Below are 26,407 nucleotides of genomic sequence, written 5' to 3'. Positions count from 1 at the left end.
TCTTCAGCTCTTTTTGATGAATTCATTTCCGCATTTCCTGCAGCTTATGGCAATCCTGCCCTTTCCCTTCGGTACACGGATCTTCTGCTTACAGTTCGGACATTTATAGATATGGTAGTCCTTGTGCTGGGCCAGCTCCTTCTTCTTTTTCAGGAAAAAGCTCCTGACCTTCATCTCGCGCTTCAGATACCACTGGTTCTCCAGAGAACGCTTGCTCACGTTCCTTGAGAACATCCTGAAATACGCATATACCATCACTGCCGTGGCCAGCAGATAGAACGCCCCTCCTCCAATAAAGGAGACCAGCAGACATACAATGGCGACAAACATCAGAAACTGGTTGAAACGATCCGTACCGTAGCGCCCCCACATAAACCGCTGCAGCTTTTCTCTCATGCTCATTCCTCCTCAAAGGCAAAACAATACTTTCCTCCACCCACTATGTAACATTTTAAACTTTTTTGTAGGAAATACAATAAAATAACTATAAAGAAAATTTAAAAAAAGCGCATGACTGCAATTACAGCCATACGCTTTTCCACACTTTTCTTCTGCTGCCATTCACAATCGGCGCAAGTCACTCCTCGCCCGCGATGGCCAGGTTCCGGATCAGCATCGAGGGGGAGCCGAATGTTCCCCGGACGAAATCCAGGTCTTTCCCCAGAACCTCCACACTTTTCAGCAAGTCGAAGAAGTTTCCGGATACGGTAAAATTCTTGACGGGAGCGGCTTTCGCGCCCTCCGCGATCAGGAATCCCCTGGCAGACAGGGAAAAGTCGCCGGTGACCGCGCTGGCACCCGCGTGCAGGCCTGTCAGCTCCGTCACATAGATGCCGTTGTCCGCCTTTCGCAGCAGGTCTTCCGGCACTTTCCCCGCTGTCTTCTCCCCGGCCTCTCCATCGGGCCGGATGTAAAAGGTAAAGGGGCTGACGCCAATGACAGAGGCATAGGAAGGCCTGCCCGCGTTTCCAGTGGACTTCACCCCCGCATTGGCCGCTGTCTTCAGGTTGTGCAGCAGCGTGGTGAGGACGCCGTCCTCCACTACATTTTTGGCGTAGGTGGCAACGCCCTCTCCGTCAAAGCTCCTCTTCATTACGCTGTTGTGATATGACGGGTCGTCCACGATGGTGATGAAGTCCGCGGCGATTTTTTCCCCTTCTTTTCCGTTCAGCAAAGACATTCCCTTCTGGGCCGCCTCCGCGGAGAAGACGGAAGCATATGTCATCAACAGCGTGGCCATGGTCTTGTTGGAGAATACCACCGTGTACTTTCCGCTGGGCACGCTGCCCGCGCCTATGGCAGCCACCGCGTCCTCCACCGCGTCCGCCGCGATGGCTTTGATATCAAAATCCTTCATGTCGCCTAACTTCATCTCAAAGCCGTCGTACATTTCCCCGCTGTCGGCTACCAGAGGCATGGCATAGCACATGGCGCTCTTCACCCTATCCTCCAGATCCAGGCCGTTGGAATTGTATAGGGCATACTTTTCCGCCTCATAGGCCATATAGGCCTGGGTGCCGTCCGTCACTCGCTGATCCGCCCGGTACAGCTCCTTTTGCAGAGCCAGCGCGGCATCCGTCAGCTCGCCGCCTGTGGGCTGGGTCATGCTGCTCTCTTCCGGTGCCGCGTACCGGTCTCCCTTTTCATGGATGAAGGCCTTCTCCTCGCTCTCGATGGAGCCCGCATTGTCCAGGGCCCTGAGCACCAGGGACTTGGCTTCCTCCTCCGTGCAGTTTTCCGTGGAGGCATAGCCCGCCTTCCCGTCCAGGACGCAGCGGAAGCACACTCCGGAGCTGTTCTGTGTGCTGTAGCCCTTTACCTCCTCCTGATAAATCTCCACGGAAGCAGACTCGCTCTCCGTATAATACAGCTCATAATCCGCAATCCCGTTTTCCCGGGCGTATCTAATCACGGCTTCCTTGAATTCCTGATATGTCATCTTAACCTCTCATTCCGCCTGTCATCGGCACATATTCCTGCCCAGTCAGTCCTGGAGCCCCCTAGCGTCCTCCCACTACAATGGAAGAGACTCTGATCAATGGCTGTCCTACATCTGTAGGAATGCTGCCGGAGGAAGCGCCGCACATGCCCTGGGCCCTGGCCACGTTCTTTCCCACCATATCGATATTCATCAGTATCTCAGAGCCTTTGCCGATAAGGCTGGCTCCCCGAACCGGTTCGCAGATCTCTCCGTTTCGGATGACATAGCCCTCGTCCACGGAAAAGTTGAACTGGCCTGTCACAGGGTTCACGGAGCCGCCACCCATGCTCTTTGCATAGAGGCCGTATCCGATGGAAGCGATGATGTCCCTGTCCTCGTCCTCTCCCGCTGCTATGTAGGTGTTGGTCATGCGGGATGTGGGCTCAAACTGGTAGCTCTGGCGTCTAGAGTTTCCGGTGGACGCCATGCCCATCCTGCGTCCGTTCAGCTTATCGATCATATAGTTTTTCAGGATGCCGTTTTCAATGAGCACATTCCTCCGGGCCGGAGTCCCCTCGTCGTCGATATTGAAGGAACCCCAGGCATTGGGAATGGTGCCGTCGTCGATGGCCGTCACCTTCGCATTGGCAATCTGCTCTCCCAGCTTCCCGGCAAACTGGGACTGGCCCAGGGCCACGGAGCTTGCCTCCAGAGAATGCCCGCAGGCCTCGTGGAAAATCACGCCTCCGAATCCGTTCTCAATGGCTACAGGCATGGTGCCCGCTTTGATATAGCCCGCGTGCAGCATGGTGACTGCCTGGCGGGAAGCCTCCCTGCCAAGAGCCTTGGGGTCATATTCCTCCAATAATTCCATCCCTTTCCGTGCGCCGTGGTTTACGGCGCCGTCCTGGTTCTCCCCATTCCCGCTGGCGATGGAAGAAACGATGACCCTGGTGCGGATCTGTCTGTCCTGGGCGAAGAGTCCCTCGCTGGTGGCGATGAGAATCTTGTGGTCCACCTCCAGGAAGGTGCCGCTGACCTGGCTGATTTCATCGCTGTAGCCCTTTGCCGCCAGACAGGCCTGGCGCAGATAGTCGATTTTTTCCGCGTTGCACACATCCCCGGGCACCACCCTCACTGGGTGGATGTTCCCGAACAGGCGCTCCCTCAGGACGATGTCCCGGACAAGGGGCATTCCCGTAAGGGCATCGGCCACCTTGGAGGCACAGCCTAGAATCGCCTCCGGCGCCAGGGAAGAGGCCGAACCCGACACGCAGCGGGTTCCCTTGAATATGCGGATGCCCACGCCGGAAATCACGGTATCCCCGATTTTGTCCGTCTTGCCGGAGATGATGTTGATGTTTTTGTTCAGGCTGTGCTCCGCGAACACCTCCGCGTAGTCAGCGCCGGTTGCCAGGGCCCGCCGCAGCGCTTCTTTTACCAGTTCTCTTGATAGCATAAATAACCTCCTGTTCCAGTTCCGCATCCGTGGACTGTCTTTATACTGAATACCTATATATAATTCAGGGAGACCGCTCTCACAGTCTCCCTTCCTCATACCATTTTCATCGGCTGCTATACTACGAATCTGTCAGTTTTTCTTCACCTGCTGCGCCACGTCCTTCATGGAGAAGCTGATCCTGCCCATCTTGTCCTTTCCAAGGCAGACTACCGTGACCACATCCCCCAGGGTCAGCACATCCTCCACCCGGTTGATCCTCTCCCTTGCAATCTTGGAAATGTGCACCATCCCCTCCTTGCCGGGGGCGAACTCCAGGAACGCGCCGAACTCCTTGATGCTGACCACCTTGCCCTGGAAGATCTGGCCTGCCTCGAAGTCCGTGACGATGGTCTTGACCATGTCCACGGCCTTGTCCATCATTTCCTTGTCAGTGCCGCATACGGAGACATTGCCGTCATCGGTGATGTCGATTTTCACGCCTGTACGGGCGATGATCTCATTGATGGTCTTTCCTCTCTGGCCCACCACATCCCCGATTTTCTCGGGATCGATCTGGATGGAGATGATCTTGGGCGCGTAAGGACCTACCTCCGCCCTGGGCGCGGAGATGGCGGGCTTCATGCAGTTGTCCATGATGAAGAGCCTTGCCTCGCGGCATCTGGCGATAGCGCCCTCCACGATGGGCCTGGTCAGTCCGTGAATCTTGATGTCCATCTGGATGGCCGTGATGCCCTCAGTGGTGCCCGTGACCTTGAAGTCCATGTCCCCGAAGAAGTCCTCCAGGCCCTGGATATCCGTCAGCAGCACGAAGTCATCGTCCGTATCCCCGGTCACCAGGCCGCAGGAGATGCCTGCCACCATCTTCCTGATGGGCACGCCCGCAGCCATCAGGGACATGCAGGAAGCGCAGGTGGACGCCATGGAGGTGGAGCCGTTGGACTCGAAGGTCTCGGACACCGTGCGGATGGTGTAGGGGAACTCCTCCTCGCTGGGGAGCACCGGGATAAGCGCCCTCTCCGCCAGCGCTCCATGGCCGATTTCACGCCGTCCGGGCCCTCTGGAAGGCTTGGTCTCGCCCACGGAGTAGGAGGGGAAGTTGTAATGGTGCATATATCTCTTGCTGACCTCGTTCTCGTCCAGGCCGTCGATCCTCTGGGCCTCGGACAGGGGAGCCAGGGTACATACGTTGCAGATTTGGGTCTGGCCTCTGGTGAACATGGCGGAGCCATGCACCCGGGGGATGATGTCCACTTCCGCGGCGAGAGGACGGATCTGCGTAATCTCGCGTCCGTCAGGCCGTTTATGGTCTTTCAGGATCATCTTGCGCACGGTCTTCTTCTCGTACTGATAGACCGCCTCGCCCAGGATGGCCAGCCATTCCTCGTTCTCCGCGAAAGCCTCCTCCAGCTTCCCGGTGATAGCCCTGATATTCCCCTCCCTGGTCTGCTTGTCGTCGGTGAACACCGCTACCTCCATCTCCTGGGGAGGCACAATTCTTTTAATCTCCTCGAACATCTCCTCGGGGATGGCGCAGCTGGTGTATTCATGCTTCGGTTTGCCGCACTCGGCCACGATCTTGTCGATGAACGCGATGATGGTCTGGTTGATCTCATGGGCCTTGTAGATGGCCTCGATCATACGCGCCTCCGGCACCTCATTGGCTCCGGCCTCGATCATGATGACTTTCTCCCTGGTGGAGGCCACGGTCAGGTTCAGATCGCCCTTCTTCCACTGCTCCTGGGAAGGATTGACTACAAGCTCGCCGTCCACCAGGCCCATCTGGGTCATGGCGCAGGGGCCGTCAAAAGGGATGTCCGAAATGCAGGTGGCGATGGCGGCTCCCAGCATGGCCACAATCTCGGGGCGGCATGCTGGATCCACGCTCATGACCATGTTGTTCAGGGTCACGTCATTGCGGTAATCCTTGGGGAACAGGGGACGCATGGGCCTGTCGATGACACGGCTGGTGAGCACGGCGTTCTCGCTGGCCTTTCCCTCCCTCTTGTTGAAGCCGCCGGGAATCTTCCCCACGGCGTACATCTTCTCCTCGAACTCCACGCTTAAGGGGAAGAAATCGATTCCCTCCCTGGGCTTCTCGGACGCTGTGGCGGTGGACAATACCACCGTGTCCCCATAGTGCATGAACGCGCATCCGTTGGCCTGCTTGCCCACGCGGTCGATGTCCACCTTCAGCGTGCGGCCTCCCAATTCCATTTCATAGGTCTTGTACATATTTTTCCTCCATTCCACCGTTTCAACGGCTGTTTATGGCAACAGGAGAGAATCCCCCTGCCGCATGATAAGGAACAGAAGACACCGAAACTACTGAAAAAAATATGCGGAATGCCCGAAGCCCATATCCTTTTCAGCGGTCTCGGAACTTTCTTCTGTTCCCTGTTGCTTTACTCAAGAATAAGCAGACCTGAGCCGTCTTTCACGCCTCAAGTCTGCTTTCTCTATGATTGTCTTATTTTCTTAAGCCAAGCCTCTCAATCAGAGTACGATACCTCTCGATATCCTTCTTCTTCAGGTACTCCAGCAGACCGCGCCTCTGGCCTACCATCTTCAGCATGCCGCGGCGGGAGTGATGATCCTTGGGGTTCACTTTCAGATGCTCTGTGAGCTCCTGGATCCTTGCGGTCAGCACCGCCACCTGAACCTCGGGCGAACCTGTGTCGCCGGGCGTCCTTGCGTACTCATTCATGATTGCTGTCTTTTTTTCCTTAGAAATCATTTCTCTCTTTCCTCCTGTCATTATGACCGCCTGACACTAAGACCGGGTCGGAGCGTCCCGTATCCGAGCATCGGCTGTGACGGACATTTCCTGCCTCGTCTTTCACATCCGTTATCATAGCATATCCCTGCAGAATTGTAAAGCGGTATTTCGAATTCTTATACGCTTCCCGTCATGCCGCCTACGGCGTCAGCGCCGTTCTTAACGGCACAGGCAATCCGTGAAAATTAATCCTGAAGGACCCTCACATATTTCACCGGGGTGCGGTAGTTGTAGTTGCTTATCTTGATACCTGTCCGCTCTGTGCTGGCATGTATCACCTGGCCGCCTCCGATGTAGATTGCCACATGGTTGATGTAGCCGCCCTTCCCATAGAATATCAGGTCGCCGGGCAGCAGCTGGTCGGCGGAGATCGACGTTCCCACAGTGGCCTGGGCTGCTGCCACACGGGGCATGGAAATGCCGTACTTCGCGAATATGCTCAGCACGAAACCGGAGCAGTCCGCGCCGTTGGTCAGGCTGGTGCCTCCCCACACGTAGGGGTTCCCCAGGAACTGCTTGGCGTACTCTGTCAGATCCACCCGCACGTCCGAAACGCCCGCGCCGTAGAGCAGCTCTGTCATGGTGATGGCAGTGTCGAGCTTGGTCACCACGTCCACGTATTCCGCGGAGACATACACCTCATCGCTGTCCACGGCCACCTTCACCCAGCCGTCTATGGTCTCCAGGTAATCCAGCTCTTCGCCCTGCCTGATCTGCATCACCACGGGGCTGTTCGTATCCGGGTTCTCCCGGACGTTCAGGCCGTCCGTGTTCGCCACGGCCACCGTGCGGACAAGGTCGTTTGCCATGAGCTTCGCGTCCGGGCCGGTGAGCAGGTAATCCAGGCTCACATACCCCTCCACCTCGCCGGACTGGATATGGGCCCAGCCGTCCGCGGTGTCCAGCACCTCGCAGGCAGCGCCCCGGGGCATCTTCCCCACAAGCTTCCCGTCCAGGGCAGGCACCGCGCGCACGTTCAGCAGCTCGTCCGATATGTTGGAGATGCCGATATTGGTATACCCGTATGACGCGCCCTGGGCCTGGGCCGCAAGCTGTATATATTCCTCCGTGGACAGGCTGGTCTCCAGGACAGCGGTCACACCGGCCGACTGCAGCACGGTTCCGCCGTTCTCGGCCGCAAGCGCCGGGAGGGGCTGCAATGCCATGCAGAGCATCAGACCCGCGGAAGCTGCACAGATTTTCTTCTTCTTTAAATATCCCATGTATATCACTCCTATTGTTTAAGTTCTATTAAATGTTTGACAAAATTATTACGAATTTGTTACATCTAAAAGAGATTATACATGCAGCTTCCCCATCTGTCAACCGTTTCACGGCATTTTTCTTAAATTCCTTTCCGATTCCTTTCTGAATCCCTATCCGATGCCGCCGCTTTACGCGTCCTCCACGTCCCGCTCCGCCGCGATGACGGCGAAGGCGATGTTCGTGGCATGATCTGCCACCCGCTCAAGCCCTGACGCGATATCGGAGAACATCATGCCGGCCTCCGGCGTGCATTCTCCCTTGGTCAGGCGCTCCACATGGGCCCGCTGCATCTCCTTCTCCTTGATGTCCACGCTGTCCTCCAGGGCGATGACATCCTGCATATGGCTCTCGTCGCTCCTGGCGAACATATCGATGGAGTACCGGATCAGCCTGATGACCATGTCCAGCAGCTCCCCCAGCTCCTTCTGGGCCTCCCTGCTGATCGTGAGGCCCGTCTCCCTGCGCTGTCTGGCGGCATCCGCCACGTTCTCCGCATGGTCGCCTATCCGCTCAATGTCGTTCACCACATGGAACAGCGCGCCCAGGCTCTTCAGATCCTCTATGGGCAGGGTGGTCTGGTTGATCTTCACCAGGTAGTCCGTGATGGCATGATTCAGGAAGTTGATGTTCTTCTCCACCTCGTAGACTTCCCTGATATCCTCTTCATCCAGCGTAATCAGGGCGTTCATGGCCCTGGTCAGGTTCTCGCTGGCCAGGGATGCCATGCGGTCCAGCTCCTTGATGACCTCCACCACCGCCGTGGCCGGATTGAAGACAACCTTGTCGCCTATGTACTTGAGCTGGTAGCTCTCTCTGTAATTGACCTTCTCGTCCTCGCCGGGCACACACAGACAGGACAGCTTCACAATCCAGCCGGAGAACGGGAACAGGATGATCACCTGGAAAATCTTGATCATGGTGTGGGCATTTGCCACAAAGCGTCCGTTGTCCGAGGATACGGACCAAATCAGCTTCATCACAGGCCCCTCCGCCAGGAACAAAATCGCGTACAGAACCACCGTGCCGATCACATTGAACCAGAAATGAATCAGCGCGGCCCGCTTAGCGTCCTTTTTGCCCGAGAGGGATGCCAGCAGCGCGGTGGTGCAGGCCCCGATATTGCATCCCAGGATGATGTAGAGCGCGATGGACAGGGACAGGAGATCCTGATTGGCCAGAAGGAGCACGATGCTGACCGTGACGGAGGAGCTCTGGATGACTGTAGTGAGGACCAGGCCCATCAATGTGGCCATGACAGGATTGTGCAGCGATCCTATCAGGTTCACCACCTGGGGCTCCTCCTTCATGCCCGCCATGGAGCTGGACATGGTGCTCAGCCCCAGGAACAGGATGCCGAAGCCTATGATGATGTCCGCAAACTTCTTCACCTTCTCATGCTTGCAGAACATGGCCACCAATACGCCCGCCAGCAGAAAGACGGGGGCATAGGCGGAAAGGTTGAAGGAAACCAGCTGGGACGTGACTGTGGTGCCGATGTTGGCACCGAAGATGACTCCCGCCGCCTGATAGAGATTCATCAGTCCGGCGTTGACGAAGCTGACCACCATGGCCGTACAGGCCGATGATGACTGGATGATGGCGGTGAACACCACGCCCACCACCATGCCCGAGAAGCGGTTGGTAGTAAAGATCTCAAGGATGCGCCTGAGCTTGGCGCCGGCCACCTTTTCTATGGAATCGCTCATCACGCGCATTCCGAACAGAAAAAGCCCCAGGCCGCCTGCCATTGACAAAATGATATTTGCGTTCATCTGATTTTCTCCCGAATCGTTTTTATCTGTCACACTATAACACACACTTCTTAATTTTACGGGAAAAAACAGGAAGTTACAATATATTTCTGCAATATTTTACAAATTATTTTGACAGGGCCTATTTTGATAGCTCTTTTCGCAGCGTTCCCTGCCAGCGGCGATATCCTCCTGCAGCTGTGCCCGCAGGGCCTCCAGGCCCTGGAACCGCCGCTCCGGTCTGCGGAAGGCCTGAAGGTATACCTCCACCCGCTCTCCGTAGAGATTCCCGGTAAAATCGTACAGATAGGACTCCACGCCCATGACCCTCTCGTCCGTGACGGTGGGCTTGTATCCCACATTGCTGATGGCATGGTAGAGCTTCTCCCCACAGCGCACCTGTGAGAAATAGACGCCATTCGGCGGGAGCAGCTTGTCGGCACCCGGCAGCACGTTCACCGTAGGAAAACCGATGGTCCGCCCCACCTGCCTGCCCCTGACCACCTTCCCGGCGATCATATAGGGCATTCCAAGCATATGCCCCGCGGACTCCATGTCGCCCTCCTCCACCTTCGCCCGCACCAGCGTGGAGCTCACCTCCTCACCGTCCATGCGCACCTTATCTATGGTCTTCACCTCAAATCCAAGCTCCGGCCCCATCCTCTGCAAGAGCGCGGCATCCCCCTCTCCCCTGGCCCCAAAGGACAAATCCGTCCCCGCGGCAAGGAAGCGGGCCTGCAGCTGCCCCGCAAGGATGTCCCTGGCGAAGGCTTCGGGCGGCGTGGCGGCCGTCACCGCGTTCATGGGGAACTCCACCAGGATATCCACGCCCATTCTGCCGAACAAGAGACGCTTTTCCTCTCTGGTGGTCAGCTCCCTGCCGTCAGAACAGCCAAAAAGAACCGCCGGAGGCGGATCGAATGTAAAGACACAGGCGGCAAGGCGGCCCTTCCGCGACAGGATTTCTTCCAGCAGCCGTCTGTGGCCGATGTGTATCCCGTCAAATTTTCCCAGGGCCACCGCCGTCTCCTGCCCAAGTTGTATATCTGTCGTACCGGCAATAATCTCCACTTTTCTTAAATCACTCTTTCTCCAAAAACATCTTCACGGGCCTGTACCATTTCCTGTCAGGCTCATAGGCATAAATGCCCGCGAAGCTCCTGTCAGGCCTGTACATCCTCACCCATATGTCTTTGGCGTATACTTCCCCCTCCGCGGTCTGCTGCGGCGCTATGGCATTGCCATTGTCCAGCAATAAGCAGCTCTCCTGCTTTACATGGAGCGCCGGACAGTCCGCGAACACGCTGTCCACGGGGCGCAAAGCCTGCCTCAGTTTTGCCTGGTCCAGGCCCGCATGTCCAAGCATATCCTCGTCCTTCCACCGCTGCAGCTCCCCCAGGGTACAGGCATCCTCCAGGGAGAACATTCCCACTCTGGTGCGCCTCAGGCTCTGCATGGTGCCGCCGCATGCAAGGCGCTCTCCCATATCCGCGCAGAGCGTCCTGATGTAAGTCCCCTTGGAACAGACCACCCGCATGCGCACCACCGGGAGGCTGCACTCCAGGATCTCCAGTTCGTATATCTGTACGGGTCTTGCTTTGCGCTCCACTTCTTTTCCGGCCCGGGCCAAGTCGCACAGCTTCTTTCCGTTCACCTTCAACGCGGAATACATGGGCGGCACCTGCCGGTACTCTCCCACAAAGGAAGCGGCTGCGCTCCTGACCTGGCTCTCCTGCACCTCCACAGGGCATCTCGCCAGGACCTGCCCGGTCACGTCCTGGGTGTCCGTCTCCACGCCCAGCAGCAGCTCTGCCACATATTCCTTGTCCCTGTCCGCCAGCATGTCGCACAGCTTGGTGGCGCTGCCCAGGCAGACCGGGAGCACCCCTGTGGCCATGGGATCCAACGTCCCCGTGTGGCCGATCTTGCGCTGGCCGCATATCCCCCGCATTTTCGCCACCACATCATGGGAGGTGAACCCAGGCTCCTTGTCAATGACTATTATCCCGTTCATCATGCTCCGCTTCCCACTTCTTCAACGCTTTTTCTATATGTAGGGAGAGATTGTTCACACAGTCGTGGAAAGTGCCCGTCATGTTGCAGCCCGCGGCTTTGGTATGCCCTCCGCCGCCGAAGTACGCCGCCACCTCCGCCACGTCCACCTTCTCGCTGGAGCGCATGCTCACCTTGTACTCCATGGTGCCTGTCTCGTACATGAAGATGGCGCAGTCTATGCCCTCGATATTGCGCAGCTGGTTCACGATGCCGTCCAGGTCTTTCGGCCCTACATTGTAGAACTCCATGGTCTTCTTATCGATGGCGCTCACGATGCAGCTCCCGCCCAGGAACCGGATGCTCTCCATCAGGGCCCTGCCCATGACCTGGGCCTGGATATAGGTCTTCTGGTAAAAGGTCTCCAGTATCAGGTTCGGGAAGTCAAAGCCGAACGCGATCAGCTTCGCCCCCTTCTCCAGGGTCTCCGGCGAGGTGTTGGAATACTGGAACACTCCCGTGTCATGGATGATGCCCACATACAGGGCCATTGCCATATCCTTGTCCAGTTGTCCCTCATCCATCAGATCGAAAATCAGCTCACAGGTGGAGCCCGTCTCGGGCCTGATCACATTGATCTGCCCGCCGCCGGGGTTGCTGACATGGTGGTCTATATTGATCGTCTTCCCCGCGGCCCTGAAATATTTCTCCGCGCCCCCCAGCCTGTCCGTGGAGGTGTCCAGCACAAAAAACACGTCAAAGGCAGGTTCCTCAGGGAAATCGGAGTCGATTTCCCCAAAGCCCTTAATGTCCTTAAAAATATCCGCAGGCTTTTCCAGAAACACTTTGGTCTCCGCCGCAGGCAGGCATTTCACCAGATACTGCCACAGCCCCAGACACGCGCCCAGACAGTCCCCGTCCGGCCTTACATGCCCAGCGATGCCGATTCGTTTCGCTTCCCTGCATTCTTCCAATAAATTCAGATTCATCTGCCCTCATTCCTTTTCATCCGGGCCTTCGCCTAAAGCTCCAGATCCTCCTCAGGCTCTTCCCCGTCCGCATCCTCCACGCGGTCCTTCGCATTCTCATCATCCTGCGCGATGACCTCGTCGATTCTGCGCGACATATTGACCCCATACTCGATTGACTGATCCATGATAAAGGTAATCTCCGGCGTGTTGCGCAGATTGATTTCCCGGGCCAGCTTGTTCCGCATGAACCCCACCGCGCTCCGCAGTCCCTCCAGGGTAGACTTCCTTACCTCCTCATCCCCAAGCACGCTGATCCATGCCTTGCAGCTCTTCAGATCCGGAGCCACCTCCACGGATACCACGCTTGTCCACGGGCTGATCCGGGGATCCTTGATCTCCCCCCGGATCGTCTCCGCCAGCACGCGCTGCACTTCCCCGTTGATACGGGTATTCTTTACACTGTTTTTTCTCATTCAAATAACCCTTCTGAATCCCGGGCAGATGCCCCCGCACCTGCCCCGCTGCCGTCAGTCCGTCAAGGCAGGTTGCGTCCCTGCCCAAACGGGCTCCTCAGCATGCTATCTCGGCACTTCCACCATGATATATGCCTCTACCATATCCAGCTCCTGAATCTGGTCGAAACCCTCGAACACAAGTCCGCACTCGAAGCCTTCCTTCACTTCCTTCACATCGTCCTTGAAGCGCTTCAGCGAAGCCAGCGCGCCCTCGTAAATCTGCTCTCCCTCTCTTCTGATGCGGATCTTGCAGCCTCTCTGGAAGATGCCGTCCATCACATAGGAACCGGCGATATTTCCCACCTGGGAAGCCTTGAAGATCTGCCTGATCTCCGCATGGCCAATCACCTTCTCCTCGAAGACAGGATCCAGCATGCCCTTCATGGCGGCCTCCACGTCCTCGATGGCTTTATAGATGACCTTGTACAGCCTTACGTCCACACCTTCACGCTCCGCCGTATTCTTGGCGGTGCTGTCCGGCCTTACGTTGAAGCCGATGATGATGGCGTTGGAGGCGCTGGCCAGGGTCACATCGGACTCGTTGATCGCGCCTACGCCGCCGTGGATGCACTTGACCACGACCTCGTCGTTGGACAGCTTCAGCAGGGACTGCCGCACAGCCTCCACGCTGCCCTGTACGTCTGCCTTCACGATCAGGTTCAGCTCCTTCAGATTGCCCTCCTTAATCTGGGAGAACAGATCGTCCAGGGACATCTTCGTCCTGGTCTCCTCCAGCTTCTTCTCCTTGTTCTGGGCCAGGTAGGTCTCCGCGTAGGACTTGGCCGTCTTGTCGTTCTCATGGGCCAGGAACACCTCGCCCGCGCTGGGCACGTCTGACAGTCCCAGGATCTCCACGGGCATGGAGGGCGTAGCCTCCTTCACCCTTCTGCCCTTGTCGTCGATCATGGCCCTGACCTTGCCGTAGCAGGCACCTGCAGAAATGAAGTCTCCCACCCGCAGAGTGCCCTTCTGCACAAGCACCGTAGCCACAGGGCCGCGTCCCTTGTCCAGCTCGGCCTCGATGACCAGACCTCTGGCGCGCCTCTCCGGATTGGCCTTCAGCTCCAGGATATCGGCTGTCAGCAGAATCGTCTCCAGCAGATTATCGATGCCGTCCCCTGTCTTGGCCGAGACAGGGACGAATTCCGTATTGCCGCCCCAGTCGGTTGCGACTAATTCATATTCCGTTAGCTCCTGCTTCACCCGCTCGATGTTGGCAGAGGGCTTGTCGATCTTGTTCACGGCCACCACAATCTCGATGCCTGCCGCCTTGGCATGGCTGATGGCTTCCACGGTCTGGGGCATCACGCCGTCATCCGCCGCCACCACCAGAATCGCGATGTCCGTAGCGTTGGCGCCGCGCATACGCATGGCGGTGAACGCCTCATGTCCGGGCGTATCCAGGAACGTGATCTTGCGCCCGTCCACATCTACAGTATACGCACCGATGTGCTGTGTGATACCTCCGGCCTCTTTGTCGATGACATGGGTCTTGCGGATGGTGTCCAGGAGCGATGTCTTGCCGTGGTCTACATGGCCCATGACGCAGATGACAGGCGGCCTCTCCTTCATGGAGGCCTCGTCCTCCGCTTCCTCCTTTAAGAGCTCCTCGATGACATCTACCTTGACCTCCCGCTCGCAGAGGATGTCGTACTCCATGGCGATGTTCTCCGCGTCCTCGTAAGAAATCTCCTGGTTCACCGTAACGATTTTGCCCTCCAGGAACAACTTCTTCACAATCGCGGCAGGCTGTACCTTCATCTTCTCCGCAAATTCCTTGATGGTTATGCTCTCCGGCAGGGTAATCACCTTGATGGCCTCCTCTGCCGCCTCTTCCTTCTTCTTCTCGGGCCGGATGAACCTGCCGGGCTTGTTCCTTACCGCCTCGTCCTCTTCATAGATATGGTCTTTCTTGGAGCGTTTGCCCTTCTCCTGGCTGTTGGCGCGCCTCTTTTCTTCCTCGCGCTTCTTCTCCATATCCTTGCCCGGAGCTTCTCCTCCAAAGCTCTTAGGTTTATTATCTCTGAATCCAGCTCCCTGTCCCGGACCGCCTCTACCGTCACGCGGGCTACCGTTAAAGCCACGGTTGCCCCCCGGACCAGCGCCCGGGCCGCGGCGATCGCCCATACCAGTGCCAGCACCCGGCCGGCCGCCTCTCTGAAAGCTGTTCTGCCTGTCTCCCTGTGGTCTGCCATTCTGGCCTCCTCTTGACTGGAACTGTCCGCGCTCTCCCTGGGGCCTGCCGCCCTGGCCGCCGCTTCTGCCGCCCTGGCCATCTCTGTAGCCCCGGTTGTCACGGCCGCGGTTGTCCTGGGACTGGCCGTCCTGGCTGCGGCCGCCCTGGAAACGGCCGTCCCTTGCGGGCCTATCCTGTCCGTTTCCGCCATTCTGGTATCTGCCTCCCTGGCCGCGTTCTCCCTGGAACCTGTCTCCCTGAGGCCTGCCGCCCTGGCCGCGTTCCGGCCGTCTGTCGCCTTGGCCACGCTCGGTCTGGGGCCTGTCGGTCTGGGGCCTGTCGCTCTGGGAACGCTGGGTCTGGATCCGCTCTGCCTGGGGACGCTCCTCCTGGCGCCTCTCGGCCTGCTGAGGCCTGTCGCCCGTCCTGTCGCTTTGAGGGCGCTCGTTCAGCACCGCTTCGCTCTGCGGGCGCTCATTTACCGGATTCTGCACCTGGGCCTTCTGCTCCACTGCCTCCCGCAGCGGGGTCTGGAGCTTACGGTTCTCCGTCTGCTCCGGGCGCGGCTTGGGCTGGGGCGGCTTCGGGGGCACCATCTGTACGGAGGGCGTAGGCGACGGCGGCGTCAGCGGCTTAATCGGGCGCACCGGTGCCTGGGCCTTGGTCCTGCGGTCGTTTCCGCGGCCGCCCTGGCTCCTCCCCTGGCCGCCCTGACCGTTCTGGCCGCCCTGGCGCCTGGCGTTTCCGCCTCCCTGTCCCTGCTGGGCAGGGCGCTGTCCCTGCATCCTTGAATTCTGGGGGTTGTTCACGACGATAATCGTCTTCTTCTTTTTCGGTGCACCGTTTGCCTGTGCATCCGCCGCCTTTACAGGCTTCGCTTTCTCCTTTTCAGGGGATTTGGCTGTCTCTTCTTTTACCATTTCTGCCGTCTCTTTTTTCACCATTTCTTCCTTCGCTGTTTCCTTTTTTTTCGGCGCCTCTCCCGGCGCGTTCTTTACTCCCTTTCCAAACGCACCGCGCACCAGCCGTATGGCATCTTCGTCAATAGAGCTCTGCGCGGCTTTCGCTTCGATTCCCTTCCCCTGCAAAAAACCTATTATGTCCTTGCTCTGCACCTCTAGCTCCTTTGCAAGTTCATGTACCTTTATTTTCGCCATGCTTCCCTCCATTTCCGCCTCCATCGGCCGTCTGTCTTTCTTTCAGTTGTCTGCTTATCAAATCCGCTAATCCCGCATCGCATACGCCCAGCGACGACCGGAAGTCTTTCCCGATAGCCCTTCCCAGCTCTTCCTTCGTCCCGTAGAGCTCCACCGGGACGCCGTAATAAGAGCACTTATCGGTGAACAGCTTCCTGGTATTGCCCGACGCATCCTCCGCAACGATCACCAGCATAGCGGAGCCATTCCTGATTGCATCCAGTGTCTGAAATTCACCGCTGACCAGATTGCGTCCTTTCATGGCGATTCCCAAAAGCGATAATATCCTATTCTGCTTCAAGCTTTTCAAACTCCCCCTCTAAAGTATCATATACTTCCTTTGGAATACTCATCTTGAAGGAGCGCTCCAGGCCCTTGTTCTTCCTGGCCATAAGCAGGCATTCCCTGCTCTTACAAACATATGCGCCTCTTCCGTTCTTCTTGCCTGTTATGTCCAGACATATGTCATTTTCCGCTGTCTTCAGGACTCTCATCATGTCCCGCTTTCCCTTCATCTCACCGCAGCCGACACACTGTCTCAAAGGAACCTTTTTTGCCATATAGCCTCTTACTCCTCATATGTGGGGGCGTCCCCCTCTTCCTCATACTCTTCCGCGCCGTCTTCCGGCTCCTCATAGCCCTCCGGCTCCTCGTAGCCGCCTGCTTCCCCGGGCTCCTCCGGCTCTTCATAGCCCTCCGCTTCGCTGTAGTCTCCAGAGCCTTCATACCCTGCCGTATCCGTCAGGCCCTCGTCCTCGCTGTATTCATATCCTTCGGCTTCGCCGTCCTCGTACTCGCCGTACTCCTCCTCATACTCGCCGTAGTCATCCTCCAGGTAATCCTCGTACCGGAAGCCCGGCGCATCCTTGGCCTGGGTCTCGGACTTGATGTCTATCTTGTAGCCGGTGAGCCTGGCGGCCAGCCTGGCGTTCTGGCCCTCCTTGCCGATTGCCAGGGACAGCTGGTAGTCCGGCACCACCACCTTGGCCGTCTTCTCGTCGGGATCCGCGAACACCGCCACGATCTTCGCGGGGGACAGGGCGTTCTGGATCAGGTTGCCCGGGTTGTCGTCCCAGTTCACGATGTCTATCTTCTCCCCCCGCAGCTCGTCCACGATGGCGTTCACCCTGGCCCCGTTCATGCCCACGCAGGCTCCCACCGGATCCACATTGGGGTTGTGGCTCCACACGGCGATTTTGGTACGGCTGCCGGCCTCCCTGGCGATGCTCTTGATCTCCACGGTGCCGTCCTTGATCTCCGTGACCTCGGACTCGAACAGGCGTTTCACCAGCTCCGGATGGGTGCGGCTCACATTGATGCGGGGGCCTTTGGGGGTGTTCTTCACCTCCAGGATGTACACCTTGATTCGCTCCGTGGGCCGGAAGAACTCCCCCTTCACCTGCTCGGATTCGCTGAGCATGGCATCCGCCTTGCCCAGGTTGATGCTGATGTTCTTCCCCAGATGACGCTGGACCACGCCGGTGACCACATCCTTCTCTTTCTCGTAATATTGGTTATAGATGACGCTTCTCTCTTCCTCCCGGATTTTCTGCAGGATGACGTTCTTGGCGTTCTGGGTGGCGATACGGCCGAATTCCTTGGACTTGATCTCCACATGTATCATATCGCCCACCCTGGCCATGGAGGAAATCTCTCTTGCATCTTCCAGGGAGATCTGCAGGACCGGATCCTCCACGTCCTCGGCGGCAGGCATGACTTCCTTCTCGGCGTATACCAGGAAATCGCAGGTCTCCCTGTCTATCTCCACACGCACGTTGTCCGCCTTGCCGAAGTGGTTTTTGCAGGCAGTCAGCAGTGAGTTCTCTATGGCCTCGAACAGGGTCTCCTTGCTGATTTCCTTCTCCCTCTCCAAAATGTCAAGCGCCTCCATCAATTCCTTGTTCATCATTTCCTCCATTCCGGCTGTTTGCCAATCCCTTTATCTCCAAATCAATAGGAAAAATCCTGTAATCCGTATAAAATCATCCTAAAAATCCACTGCCAGGCGAATCACCGCGATGTCCCCGCGCTGGAATGTCCTGCTCGTCTCCCCCTCCAGGATAGTGACGCTGTCCGCATCGAAGCCATCCAGCCTGCCCGAAAATTCCCTGCATTTATCAACGGGCTTGAAGAGCCTGATCTCCACGTCCTCGCCCAGGGCGGCCTGGAGATGCTTATCCTTCTTCAGGGCCCGGCCCAGCCCCGGGCTGCTGACCTCCAGCACATAGGCGTCCGCGATGAAGTCCTCTCTGTCCAGGGCATCGGACAGGGCGCGGCTCACGTTCTCGCAGTCCTGGATGTTCACGCCCTCGGGTTTGTCGATGTAGGCGCACAGATGGTAGTCCGCGCCTTCCTTTATATATTCCACGTCATAGATGGATACGCCGTTTGCCCTAGCGATGGGCTCTAACAGCGCCTGTGTCCTGTTCTCATAATCCTCTCTGCGCGACATTCCAAAGCTCTCCCCAAAATTCTTCCTACATGCAAGTAAGAGTGGCTTATGGGCCACTCTTACACTAATCATCATCATTTACAAGTCCAGTTTAGACCTAAATGCGGAGTTTGTCAATAGCTTTCTTAAATTTTTGTAAATATTTATTCCGCCTTTTCGCTCCCCGCGCACTCTTCCTCCCCCACGTACACGATTTCCAGATTGCCGAAGTTCACTGAGCCCCCCACGTACAGCACGTCCTCGCCGTAAGGGTTGCAGTTCCCGTTCTCCTCTGCGTTTCCGAAGGCGACCCGCACGTCCGTCACCACCTTCCACACGGCGGGGACATAGAGCACTGTATTGCCAAAGGAGGACTGCACCTCCACCTGGGCCCTGTGGCCCTCCAGCAGGGTCTCCGTGAAGTAGATCTGCATGGAGCCGAAGGCATTCTCCGCCTCCACCCGGCCCACCACGCCGGAGAGATATTTCGTGGCATCTCCGAAGGTGTTCTTATAGAAGACGCGGCCGACGCTCTCGCGCCCCTCCGCTCCCTCTCCCCTGCCCCATGCCGGATGGCCGCCCCATTTGGCGGATTTGGGGAACAGAAGGTTCAGGCCCAGGCTGCCGAGCAGAGCAGCGCCCAGCACCGGCCAGGGCGTGATGGCCTCCAGGCCCAGCAGCTCATCGTTGACGATGATGAGGAAGGCCAGGGAGAACAGCATCTTCTCAAAACTCCTCTTCGCGATGCCTTTGACCAGCACCGATGCCAGGAAGATGTTGCATACGATGGCCCAAAAGCCCACGCCTCTCAGGAAGCCCAACCTGCTCAGCAGGAGCGCCGCCGCTCCCGTCAAAAACACAAGACCCCAAAAAACGTTTTTTCTCCTCATATCCATTTACCCCTTTTCCGTATCATTCCAATCGTTTTCCCGTCATCCACCCAGCTTCCGGGCTTTCAGCCGCTCCGTCACCGCCTTGAAATAAGCCCTGGACACCATGGCTTTCTTTTTCGTCCCCGCGAACTCCATGACGCTGGAGGCCGTCAGGTTCCTGGTGATGGAATAGACGAAGTCCAGATTTACGATGGTGGACTTCGACACCCGCATGAAGCTCCCCGGCAGCAGCTCCTCCAGCTCGTAGAGCTTGTAGCCGCAGAAGAAGATCCTGTCCGCCGTGTGGGCCCGCAGCTCCCGGCCCTCCGTCTCGAAGAAATAAATCTCCTCCATGGGGACATAGAATTCCGTCTCTCCGTTTTTCAGGGAAAGGCATCTTTTCGCGCTGCCCTGCTTCGATATGTAGTTCTGGAGCGCTATGACGGAATCGCTCAGCCCGGGGCACCGGATGATCACTTCCTCCTCCGGCATCCCCTCAAGGATTTCAATTTTTACCTTCATGTGTTTTCCTTTACTGCTGCGGTGCAGTTCTGGCCCTGTTTTTTTCCATAGCCTTAGTATACAGGAAAACCGGAATCTGTAAATGCTTTTTGCGCAAGAGGTAAATTTTGATATATGAGAGGTAGGAATCAGAGGATGCTGTACTCCATCCACTCATAGAGGAGCCTTGTCCCCTCTGTGATCTCCGGCGGCAGAAGCGCCCTGGCCACCAGCTTCAGCTCGTCGGATTCAATGTCCGTGCGCCTCAGGTTCGCGTAATCTCCCTCAATCGACACTACCACATATTCAAAACGGTTCATTGCCTTGCCCTCCTGTCTGTTTTCTTATTATCTTACCATAAATGGCATCCGTTTGGAATCCCCGAAGATGCGCCGGCGAGAAAAAGGGGCCGCCGCTTTGGCAGGTTTCCCTCTGCCATCGCGCCGGCCCCTCCGGTGTATCTATTCTGTTTCTGTCATTCCCGTCCCAGGAAGCTTCCGGGCGATTACATCATGCCGCCCATTCCGCCTGCGCCTGCGGGCATGGCGGGTGTCTCTTCCTTGATGTTGGCCACGACGCTCTCGGTGGTCAGCAGAGTGCTTGCCACGCTGGTAGCGTTCTGCAGGGCGCTTCTGGTCACCTTGGCGGGATCCAGGATGCCTGCGTCAACCATGTTCACATACTCTTCCTTCAGCACGTCGAAGCCTACGCCGGGCTCGGACTCTCTCACCTTGTTGATGATGACGCTGCCCTCAAGGCCTGCGTTCGCAGCGATGTGGTACAGAGGGGACTCCAGAGCCTTCAGAACCAGGCTGGCACCTGTCTTCTCATCTCCCTCCAGGGTCTCAGCAAGCTTGGCGACTTCCTTGGCAGCATGGATATAAGCGGAACCGCCGCCGCAGATGATGCCCTCTTCCACAGCAGCTCTTGTAGCTGCCAGAGCGTCCTCCATACGGAGCTTCGCCTCTTTCATCTCGGTCTCGGTAGCAGCGCCTACGCGGATAACAGCAACACCGCCGGCCAGCTTTGCCAGTCTCTCCTGCAGCTTCTCCCTGTCGAAATCGGAAGTGGTCTCTTCAATCTGCTTCTTAATCTGGGCGATGCGGGCCTGGATTTCACTCTTGTCGCCCTCGCCGTCCACGATGACGGTATTCTCTTTCTGAACCTTTACGGACTTGGCATGGCCCAGCATATCCATGGTAGCATCTTTCAGCTCATAGCCAAGATCGGAGCTGATGACGGTACCGCCTGTAAGGATGGCGATATCCTGCAGCATATCCTTCCTCCTGTCGCCGTAGCCGGGGGCCTTTACAGCCACTACATTGAAAGTGCCGCGCAGCTTGTTGACGATCAATGTGGTCAGGGCCTCGCCCTCCACGTCCTCGGCGATGATCAGCAGCTTCGCGCCGGACTGTACGATCTGCTCCAAAATAGGCAGAATCTCCTGAATATTGGAAATCTTCTTATCTGTGATCAGGACACAGGGATTCTCAAGAGTCGCTTCCATCTTGTCCATGTCTGTAGCCATGTAAGCGGAAATATAGCCTCTGTCGAACTGCATGCCTTCCACCAGGTCGAGCTCAGTCTGCATGGTCTTGGACTCTTCGATGGTGATGACGCCGTCTCCGCTGACCTTCTCCATAGCGTCGGCAACCAGCTGTCCTACTTCCTCATCTCCCGCGGAGATAGCGGCGACTCTGGCGATATGCTCCTTGCCGTTCACCTTCTGGCTCATCTTGGAGATGGCTTCCACAGCGCACTCGGTGGCTTTCTTCATGCCTTTTCTCAGGATGATGGGGTTGGCGCCTGCTGCCAGGTTCTTGATGCCTGCGTTCACCATTGCCTGGGCCAGAACGGTGGCGGTGGTGGTGCCGTCGCCTGCCACGTCATTGGTCTTGGTAGCCACTTCCTTCACAAGCTGTGCGCCCATGTTCTCAAAAGCGTCCGCCAGCTCGATCTCCTTTGCGATGGTCACGCCGTCGTTGGTGATCAGGGGCGCTCCGAAAGATTTGTCCAGTACTACGTTTCTTCCTTTGGGTCCAAGGGTCACTCTCACGGTGTCGCTGAGCTGATTGACGCCGGACTCTAATGCTGCACGGGCTTCCGCTCCGTATTTGATCTCTTTTGCCATGATAATCATGCCTCCATTTTCTAAATGATTTATTATTCTGACTTATCTTGCTTCACAACTGGAAGAAACACCGCTGCGTTTCTTCCGACAACTTAGAAACCTTTGGCCTGGTGCTTTCAGGCCTTAGATTTCCTTAGTTGTTTATGACTGCCAGGATATCGTTCTGCTTTACTACGATGAATTCTTCCTCGTCCAGCTTCACTTCCGTTCCGGCATACTTGGAGTAGATCACGTTGTCGCCGGCCTTTACCTCCATCTTCACTTCCTTGCCGTCCACCATGCCGCCAGGGCCTACCGCAACCACCTCTGCCTGCTGGGGCTTCTCTTTGCTCTGTCCGGGAAGAACGATACCGGACTTCGTGGTCTCTTCCGCAACCAACTGCTTCAATACGACTCTGTCACCTAAAGGTACTAATTTCATGGTAATTGCCTCCTGTTGTCTTCATTTTTCTTGTTAGCACTCATTTGGTTCGAGTGCTAATCTCTGGAACATATAATAGTTTTATATGGTAGTCTTTGCAAATATATCCACAGATAAACAAATCCTCATTTCTCTTTTAATCTTTTGTTTTCTCTTCTTTTCTTTCTTTTTCTCACTTTCCCACATGTTGCCTGATTTAATATTTATTTTAGAAATCAGTCATTTTTTCCATCATTTTCGCCGATATATCTTATAAGAAAGAGACACTGTTGAAATATACATCCAAGGAGGGATTAACGGAGCAAACGGAGTTGGAATTCAGGGCTATTTCAAAGTGTATCCGATTCAGATGGTATCCGGCGCGTCGAAGCCGAGAAGGGAAAGAGAGGGTTCCGGACAGCGGCAGCCCCAGACTTCCCAGGTCTCTCCTTTTACCGCCACGCTGGAAAAGGCAGCACAGGCAAGCGAGCCGACAGAATGCTATACTGTGACCTATGACAGGCGCAGCAGGCTCCAGACCTATTATTACTGCCAGTCCAGAGAGTATACCTTCTGAGCGCGGAAAGGGACATGGCCGCAGGCCCTGTCCCTTTTTCGTCCCGGCAGATATGCCGTTTCCATCCATTTCCTTAGGCCCTCAGTCCCGCACCACCGTCCGCCTGGCAATCAGGTAAGACGCCGTGTAGTACAGCAGGTACAGCAAGGCCGTCACCCCCGCCACGATGCCCGCGATCAGCCACACCACTTCCGCGGAGGCCTCCATCCCCTCCATGCGCATCACATGGGCCCCAAAAGCGGCCACAGGAATGCTCAGGGCCATGGGCAGGGCAAAGGGCGCGATGAAGAAGACAAAGGTCTGCCAGAACAGCGCCCTGGCCTGCTCCCGCTCCCCCATTCCCAGCCGGAACAGGATTTCGTACCGCCCCTTATCCTCCCCCAGGCCCGAGAGGGTCTTCAGCGCCAGGATGGCCATGGCCAGCAGCAGGAACACAGCCGACGCGAACAGCGCGCCCACCACCAGGATGGCCGACACACCGTTCTCCTCCTGCCTGTGGTATTCCCGGATCTCGAACGCAAGCCTCCTGCCCGTCTGCCTGTTTTCGCCCGCCTGCGCAGAAAGCAGCCGCGACAGCTCCCTGTGCAGGCCGATTCCGTCAAATCTGCTCTTTTCCGTGAGATAAGCCCTGCTCTCTTCCACGCACTCCATATCCGCCACTGCCTCGTCCGGCACCACCACATAGAAATACAGATAGCTGATTTTCGGATAATCCGTCCGACAGCTATGGAACGTATAGGATTTCCCCCCATGCTCCCAGACCATGTCCGACCAGTCCGGCTCCGCGGCCTCCCTGCTCGTGCACACGATCATGAACTGCCCCTCCAGCGCCACCGGCTCTGCCCCCAGGGGGGCCATCAACGCATTGAAGTCGCTGACCGGCATGAAGCTGTCATTGGGCGCCATCCGCTCCTCGTACCACCCGGTGCGGCTGTAGAACTCCTGTTCTCCGGTCTCAAAAGTGCGCCACAATACCTTTCTCCGGATTCCCGCGTATTCCCGGATAAGGCTTTCCGCCAGCTCCGCTTCGCTCTCCCGATCGTTACTGTCGGAATAATACATGACATCATAGGGCCACGCCGCATGCAGAGCCTCCTCCTGGCCCGCTTTCTGGATGAATGAGAAATTCGTCCCCGCCACGGCCAGGCTCATCAACAGCGCCAGGCACCCGAACATGACGGAATTGGCGCTGAGGTTTCCCGAGAGCTGGCGCAGCACGAAAGTGTTGGCCCCCCGGCTGCAGAACCCCGGACGGCGCAGCAGGAGGAAGACGACGCTTTTCGCGGCTCCCATATGGAACAGCATCACGCATAGGATAAAGCCCGCCAGCAGAGACTCCATGCTGTCCACTGTCCCGCCCCTTAAGGATATGTCCACGCTCCTCCAGAATTGGATACCGCAGGCCGCCATCCCGCCAAGGGCCGCCACCGTCGCCAGGAACCACAGGCCCGGGCGCTTCACCCGCTTCTCCACTTTCTTTTCCCCGTGAATCAGGTCATAGATTGCCGCCCGCCTCAGATAAATCCCGGAGGCCAGAGACGCCACCAGGAAAATCGCCGCCGTCAGCGCCACGGTGCGAAGCAGCCCCTCCAGGGAATAAGGCGACATGGAAAACTCCATCTCCAAAAGCTTCATCATCACCGCCATCAGCCCCTGGAACAGGAATCCCCCCGCCAGAAGCCCTATCCCCAGGGCGATGCCGCAGATGACAAGGGTCTCCGCCAGAAACAGGCGCAGGATGTCCCGCCTGGTCATGCCCAGGGTCAGGTAGGTGCCGAATTCCCGCTTCCTGCGCTTCAGCAGAAAGGAAGTGGCGTAGCTGAGCACGAAAGCCACCACAAAGGAGATGGCCGCCACCAGGATTTTCAGAGCGGTCCCGGCACCCTCCCCCCGGTCCGCCAAGGCCGCCAGTTCCCTGCTGTAGATGACATTATTGACGGCGAACAGCAATGCCACCGTGAGGGACACTGTCATAAAATAAATCAGATAGCTGCCCACCTGCCGCTTCACGTTCCGGACCGCAAGATTAAGATACATCCGTCTCACCTCCCAGCGCCGCGGACACGGACCAGATTTCCCGGTACATCTCCTGTCTGCCCCTGTCTCCCCTGTGGATTTCGCTCCATATCTTCCCGTCCTTTAAAAACAGCACCCTGTCCGCATAGGAGCCCATGAGGGCATCGTGGGTGACCATCAGGATGGTGGAGCCCAGGGAACGGTTCATCATCTGAAAGGTCTCCATCAGGTTCCTGGCGTTTGCCGAGTCCAGGGCTCCCGTGGGCTCGTCCCTAAAATGTACCCTGCCCCCGCAATCCCTTGTAAACACTGGCTCTAACGGCATACAAAAGTGTGTATGGCGTTCTGTTTTTCCTGTCGTTTGCTGTAAAAAAAGCATGACCGTAGCCATACTTTCGACAATTTTCTATTTCTTCATTTATATGTGTGTGTTTATCCTGCCTCGAAACTCTGTGATCCCAGGCGTATTTCCATGCAGGATATGTACTCAAAATTTCTTTGCCAACACCAACGACCAACAGGCATACTTTTGTGTATGCTGGCTGTCGGTTCTTACCTTTAAGGGCTATGTATTGTTACAGATTCCGGAGCAGCTCCCTGTTCTTCCGGTCCAACGCCCTTTTCAGTTTTTCATTCTCCTGGCGCAGGGCATCCATTTCCTGCTGCATTGCCCTGACCTGTCTCTGCAGGGACAGGATCTCGTTGTTCATTGCCATGTCAAGTATGTTCTTCCTTGGATGGCTCACTCCGCCCTGCTGTTCCAGCACCTTGTCGAGCGTCTGGCGCACCGATGGGTTCTTGTAAAAAAAACCTCTTGAAAGCCCTGTTTTTTCCATCAGCTTCGGTACGGTCACCTTTTCCCCCTCGTCCATCAGTTCAAAGATGGCTTTCCTCGCCCTCTCAATTTTCTCATCGCTGGCTTTCCTGTTACATTCCAGCATCTTCTCGTATTTGTTCATATTCTTCCTCCCATCCGTCCAAATTCTGCAGGATGATCTCCGACAGCATATTCCTGACCTCCCGTGTCTCATCGGCCAGCGTCTGGTTGCTCATCTTCCTGTAATATTTCACGTTCTGGACGCTGCTGTGCCCCAGCAGCTTGGCTATGGTGAAATCGTCCAGATGCATCTCCGTCAGCTTCACCCCGTAATAGTGCCGGTACATGTGGCTCCCGAAACCGAACAGCCTGCCATTGTCATCCCGCAGGTTTTCTTTATGGATCATTTCCACCACCTTGTTCTGCAGCCTGTTATACGGCAGGGGGTTCTTCGGATTCTTATCGTCCACAAAGATGAATTTGGTCGGCCCATGCCGTTCCTCCGTATAAGCTATTGCCCTGCGGATCAGTTCTGCAAGATCGTGGCTCACTGGCTTTTCAAAAGTTTTTGTTTTCATCTGCCGTATCCTTATGATCGTTTCCCCGCCGCTGTCGTACAGGCAGTCCGTCTGGAGC

At 56.8% G+C, this 26,407-nt stretch carries 26 protein-coding genes; 1 reads left to right on the top strand and 25 read right to left on the bottom strand.

What is annotated here, in order from left to right:
* Window positions 1-3: 3 nt before the first annotated feature.
* From Q2B33_RS06810 to groES, 21 genes are all read right to left on the bottom strand, one after another.
* Window positions 4-396: a hypothetical protein gene (locus Q2B33_RS06810; protein ID WP_296472942.1), complete on the bottom strand. Its 393-nt coding sequence runs from the start codon at window positions 394-396 to the stop codon at window positions 4-6.
* A gap of 181 nt (window positions 397-577) precedes the next feature.
* Window positions 578-1,939, bottom strand: coding sequence for a TldD/PmbA family protein (locus Q2B33_RS06805; RefSeq protein WP_300782256.1), 1,362 nt, complete (start codon window positions 1,937-1,939; stop codon window positions 578-580).
* Between the two features lie 61 nt (window positions 1,940-2,000).
* Window positions 2,001-3,380, bottom strand: a complete 1,380-nt coding sequence (locus tag Q2B33_RS06800; RefSeq protein ID WP_300782253.1) for a TldD/PmbA family protein — start codon at window positions 3,378-3,380, stop codon at window positions 2,001-2,003.
* Between the two features lie 132 nt (window positions 3,381-3,512).
* Complete coding sequence (locus Q2B33_RS06795) at window positions 3,513-5,615, bottom strand: polyribonucleotide nucleotidyltransferase (protein WP_300768863.1); 2,103 nt, start codon at window positions 5,613-5,615, stop codon at window positions 3,513-3,515.
* A gap of 235 nt (window positions 5,616-5,850) precedes the next feature.
* Window positions 5,851-6,117: a 30S ribosomal protein S15 gene (gene rpsO / locus Q2B33_RS06790; protein WP_300782251.1), complete on the bottom strand. Its 267-nt coding sequence runs from the start codon at window positions 6,115-6,117 to the stop codon at window positions 5,851-5,853.
* Between the two features lie 227 nt (window positions 6,118-6,344).
* Window positions 6,345-7,382: a C40 family peptidase gene (locus Q2B33_RS06785; protein ID WP_300768864.1), complete on the bottom strand. Its 1,038-nt coding sequence runs from the start codon at window positions 7,380-7,382 to the stop codon at window positions 6,345-6,347.
* 171 nt (window positions 7,383-7,553) lie between these two features.
* On the bottom strand, window positions 7,554-9,197 hold the full coding sequence (locus Q2B33_RS06780; protein ID WP_300782248.1) for a Na/Pi cotransporter family protein: 1,644 nt from the start codon (window positions 9,195-9,197) through the stop codon (window positions 7,554-7,556).
* A 99-nt stretch (window positions 9,198-9,296) separates the two neighbouring features.
* A complete protein-coding gene (gene ribF, locus Q2B33_RS06775) occupies window positions 9,297-10,247 on the bottom strand; it encodes a riboflavin biosynthesis protein RibF (RefSeq protein WP_300791650.1) in 951 nt (316 codons plus the stop codon).
* Window positions 10,248-10,257: 10 nt separating this feature from the next.
* A complete protein-coding gene (gene truB, locus Q2B33_RS06770; protein WP_300782242.1) occupies window positions 10,258-11,193 on the bottom strand; it encodes a tRNA pseudouridine(55) synthase TruB in 936 nt (311 codons plus the stop codon).
* Complete coding sequence (locus Q2B33_RS06765; RefSeq protein WP_296463539.1) at window positions 11,168-12,157, bottom strand: bifunctional oligoribonuclease/PAP phosphatase NrnA; 990 nt, start codon at window positions 12,155-12,157, stop codon at window positions 11,168-11,170. The genes truB and Q2B33_RS06765 overlap by 26 nt, the downstream gene beginning before the upstream one ends.
* Before the next feature lie 32 nt (window positions 12,158-12,189).
* A complete protein-coding gene (gene rbfA / locus Q2B33_RS06760; RefSeq protein WP_300565412.1) occupies window positions 12,190-12,612 on the bottom strand; it encodes a 30S ribosome-binding factor RbfA in 423 nt (140 codons plus the stop codon).
* A 105-nt stretch (window positions 12,613-12,717) separates the two neighbouring features.
* A complete protein-coding gene (gene infB / locus Q2B33_RS06755) occupies window positions 12,718-15,987 on the bottom strand; it encodes a translation initiation factor IF-2 (RefSeq protein WP_300565410.1) in 3,270 nt (1,089 codons plus the stop codon).
* A complete protein-coding gene (locus tag Q2B33_RS06750; RefSeq protein WP_296472953.1) occupies window positions 15,965-16,327 on the bottom strand; it encodes a ribosomal L7Ae/L30e/S12e/Gadd45 family protein in 363 nt (120 codons plus the stop codon). Before Q2B33_RS06750 ends, infB begins: the two co-directional genes overlap by 23 nt.
* Complete coding sequence (gene rnpM, locus Q2B33_RS06745; RefSeq protein ID WP_296463547.1) at window positions 16,314-16,586, bottom strand: RNase P modulator RnpM; 273 nt, start codon at window positions 16,584-16,586, stop codon at window positions 16,314-16,316. Before rnpM ends, Q2B33_RS06750 begins: the two co-directional genes overlap by 14 nt.
* Before the next feature lie 8 nt (window positions 16,587-16,594).
* A complete protein-coding gene (gene nusA, locus Q2B33_RS06740; RefSeq protein WP_300565407.1) occupies window positions 16,595-17,932 on the bottom strand; it encodes a transcription termination factor NusA in 1,338 nt (445 codons plus the stop codon).
* An 81-nt stretch (window positions 17,933-18,013) separates the two neighbouring features.
* On the bottom strand, window positions 18,014-18,478 hold the full coding sequence (gene rimP, locus Q2B33_RS06735; RefSeq protein WP_300565404.1) for a ribosome maturation factor RimP: 465 nt from the start codon (window positions 18,476-18,478) through the stop codon (window positions 18,014-18,016).
* A 143-nt stretch (window positions 18,479-18,621) separates the two neighbouring features.
* On the bottom strand, window positions 18,622-19,317 hold the full coding sequence (locus Q2B33_RS06730; protein ID WP_300815399.1) for a hypothetical protein: 696 nt from the start codon (window positions 19,315-19,317) through the stop codon (window positions 18,622-18,624).
* 72 nt (window positions 19,318-19,389) lie between these two features.
* Window positions 19,390-19,851: a LytTR family DNA-binding domain-containing protein gene (locus tag Q2B33_RS06725; protein WP_296463554.1), complete on the bottom strand. Its 462-nt coding sequence runs from the start codon at window positions 19,849-19,851 to the stop codon at window positions 19,390-19,392.
* Window positions 19,852-19,979: 128 nt separating this feature from the next.
* A complete protein-coding gene (locus Q2B33_RS06720; protein ID WP_300565400.1) occupies window positions 19,980-20,150 on the bottom strand; it encodes a chorismate--pyruvate lyase in 171 nt (56 codons plus the stop codon).
* A gap of 185 nt (window positions 20,151-20,335) precedes the next feature.
* Window positions 20,336-21,961, bottom strand: a complete 1,626-nt coding sequence (gene groL / locus Q2B33_RS06715; RefSeq protein WP_300565398.1) for a chaperonin GroEL — start codon at window positions 21,959-21,961, stop codon at window positions 20,336-20,338.
* Between the two features lie 133 nt (window positions 21,962-22,094).
* Window positions 22,095-22,382 (bottom strand): co-chaperone GroES, encoded by a 288-nt coding sequence (gene groES, locus Q2B33_RS06710; RefSeq protein WP_300565396.1) that lies wholly within the window; start codon window positions 22,380-22,382, stop codon window positions 22,095-22,097.
* Between the two features lie 334 nt (window positions 22,383-22,716).
* Here groES and Q2B33_RS06705 point away from each other — a divergent pair, with 334 nt between their 5' ends.
* Window positions 22,717-22,938, top strand: coding sequence for a hypothetical protein (locus Q2B33_RS06705; RefSeq protein ID WP_300565394.1), 222 nt, complete (start codon window positions 22,717-22,719; stop codon window positions 22,936-22,938).
* An 81-nt stretch (window positions 22,939-23,019) separates the two neighbouring features.
* Here the strand turns inward: Q2B33_RS06705 and Q2B33_RS06700 are convergent, their stop codons facing one another.
* The 4 genes from Q2B33_RS06700 to Q2B33_RS06685 form a co-directional block, all read right to left on the bottom strand.
* On the bottom strand, window positions 23,020-24,975 hold the full coding sequence (locus Q2B33_RS06700; RefSeq protein WP_300565392.1) for an ABC transporter permease: 1,956 nt from the start codon (window positions 24,973-24,975) through the stop codon (window positions 23,020-23,022).
* Window positions 24,965-25,264 carry a hypothetical protein gene (locus tag Q2B33_RS06695; RefSeq protein ID WP_300782235.1) on the bottom strand — a complete coding sequence of 100 codons (300 nt, stop codon included), beginning with the start codon at window positions 25,262-25,264 and terminating at the stop codon, window positions 24,965-24,967. The genes Q2B33_RS06700 and Q2B33_RS06695 overlap by 11 nt, the downstream gene beginning before the upstream one ends.
* 265 nt (window positions 25,265-25,529) lie before the next feature.
* Window positions 25,530-25,913, bottom strand: coding sequence for a DUF6262 family protein (locus Q2B33_RS06690; RefSeq protein ID WP_300782233.1), 384 nt, complete (start codon window positions 25,911-25,913; stop codon window positions 25,530-25,532).
* Entirely contained in the window at window positions 25,882-26,349 is a 468-nt protein-coding gene (locus Q2B33_RS06685; protein ID WP_300913921.1) for a tyrosine-type recombinase/integrase, read from the bottom strand. The genes Q2B33_RS06690 and Q2B33_RS06685 overlap by 32 nt, the downstream gene beginning before the upstream one ends.
* Between the last annotated feature and the right edge of the window lie 58 nt (window positions 26,350-26,407).

Origin of the sequence: uncultured Acetatifactor sp., from assembly GCF_948601915.1 — a bacterium.
In the GTDB taxonomy this organism is placed as follows: Bacteria; Bacillota; Clostridia; order Lachnospirales; family Lachnospiraceae; genus Acetatifactor.
This window is presented reverse-complemented; position numbering and strand designations above follow the sequence as displayed.

What these genes read in the sequence shown, in the direction of transcription:
- Q2B33_RS06810 (WP_296472942.1), bottom strand. Translation starts at nt 396, where the DNA reads ATGAGAGAAAAGCTGCAGCGGTTTATGTGGGGGCGCTACGGTACGGAT.
- Q2B33_RS06800 (WP_300782253.1), bottom strand. Translation starts at nt 3,380, where the DNA reads ATGCTATCAAGAGAACTGGTAAAAGAAGCGCTGCGGCGGGCCCTGGCA.
- groL (WP_300565398.1), bottom strand. Translation starts at nt 21,961, where the DNA reads ATGGCAAAAGAGATCAAATACGGAGCGGAAGCCCGTGCAGCATTAGAG.
- truB (WP_300782242.1), bottom strand. Translation starts at nt 11,193, where the DNA reads ATGATGAACGGGATAATAGTCATTGACAAGGAGCCTGGGTTCACCTCC.
- Q2B33_RS06725 (WP_296463554.1), bottom strand. Translation starts at nt 19,851, where the DNA reads ATGAAGGTAAAAATTGAAATCCTTGAGGGGATGCCGGAGGAGGAAGTG.
- rnpM (WP_296463547.1), bottom strand. Translation starts at nt 16,586, where the DNA reads ATGGCAAAAAAGGTTCCTTTGAGACAGTGTGTCGGCTGCGGTGAGATG.
- groES (WP_300565396.1), bottom strand. Translation starts at nt 22,382, where the DNA reads ATGAAATTAGTACCTTTAGGTGACAGAGTCGTATTGAAGCAGTTGGTT.
- Q2B33_RS06780 (WP_300782248.1), bottom strand. Translation starts at nt 9,197, where the DNA reads ATGAACGCAAATATCATTTTGTCAATGGCAGGCGGCCTGGGGCTTTTT.
- Q2B33_RS06805 (WP_300782256.1), bottom strand. Translation starts at nt 1,939, where the DNA reads ATGACATATCAGGAATTCAAGGAAGCCGTGATTAGATACGCCCGGGAA.
- Q2B33_RS06685 (WP_300913921.1), bottom strand. Translation starts at nt 26,349, where the DNA reads ATGAAAACAAAAACTTTTGAAAAGCCAGTGAGCCACGATCTTGCAGAA.
- Q2B33_RS06720 (WP_300565400.1), bottom strand. Translation starts at nt 20,150, where the DNA reads ATGAACCGTTTTGAATATGTGGTAGTGTCGATTGAGGGAGATTACGCG.
- Q2B33_RS06690 (WP_300782233.1), bottom strand. Translation starts at nt 25,913, where the DNA reads ATGAACAAATACGAGAAGATGCTGGAATGTAACAGGAAAGCCAGCGAT.
- nusA (WP_300565407.1), bottom strand. Translation starts at nt 17,932, where the DNA reads ATGAACAAGGAATTGATGGAGGCGCTTGACATTTTGGAGAGGGAGAAG.
- rpsO (WP_300782251.1), bottom strand. Translation starts at nt 6,117, where the DNA reads ATGATTTCTAAGGAAAAAAAGACAGCAATCATGAATGAGTACGCAAGG.
- Q2B33_RS06765 (WP_296463539.1), bottom strand. Translation starts at nt 12,157, where the DNA reads ATGAATCTGAATTTATTGGAAGAATGCAGGGAAGCGAAACGAATCGGC.
- rimP (WP_300565404.1), bottom strand. Translation starts at nt 18,478, where the DNA reads ATGTCGCGCAGAGAGGATTATGAGAACAGGACACAGGCGCTGTTAGAG.
- Q2B33_RS06795 (WP_300768863.1), bottom strand. Translation starts at nt 5,615, where the DNA reads ATGTACAAGACCTATGAAATGGAATTGGGAGGCCGCACGCTGAAGGTG.
- Q2B33_RS06700 (WP_300565392.1), bottom strand. Translation starts at nt 24,975, where the DNA reads ATGTATCTTAATCTTGCGGTCCGGAACGTGAAGCGGCAGGTGGGCAGC.
- rbfA (WP_300565412.1), bottom strand. Translation starts at nt 12,612, where the DNA reads ATGAGAAAAAACAGTGTAAAGAATACCCGTATCAACGGGGAAGTGCAG.
- infB (WP_300565410.1), bottom strand. Translation starts at nt 15,987, where the DNA reads ATGGCGAAAATAAAGGTACATGAACTTGCAAAGGAGCTAGAGGTGCAG.
- Q2B33_RS06785 (WP_300768864.1), bottom strand. Translation starts at nt 7,382, where the DNA reads ATGGGATATTTAAAGAAGAAGAAAATCTGTGCAGCTTCCGCGGGTCTG.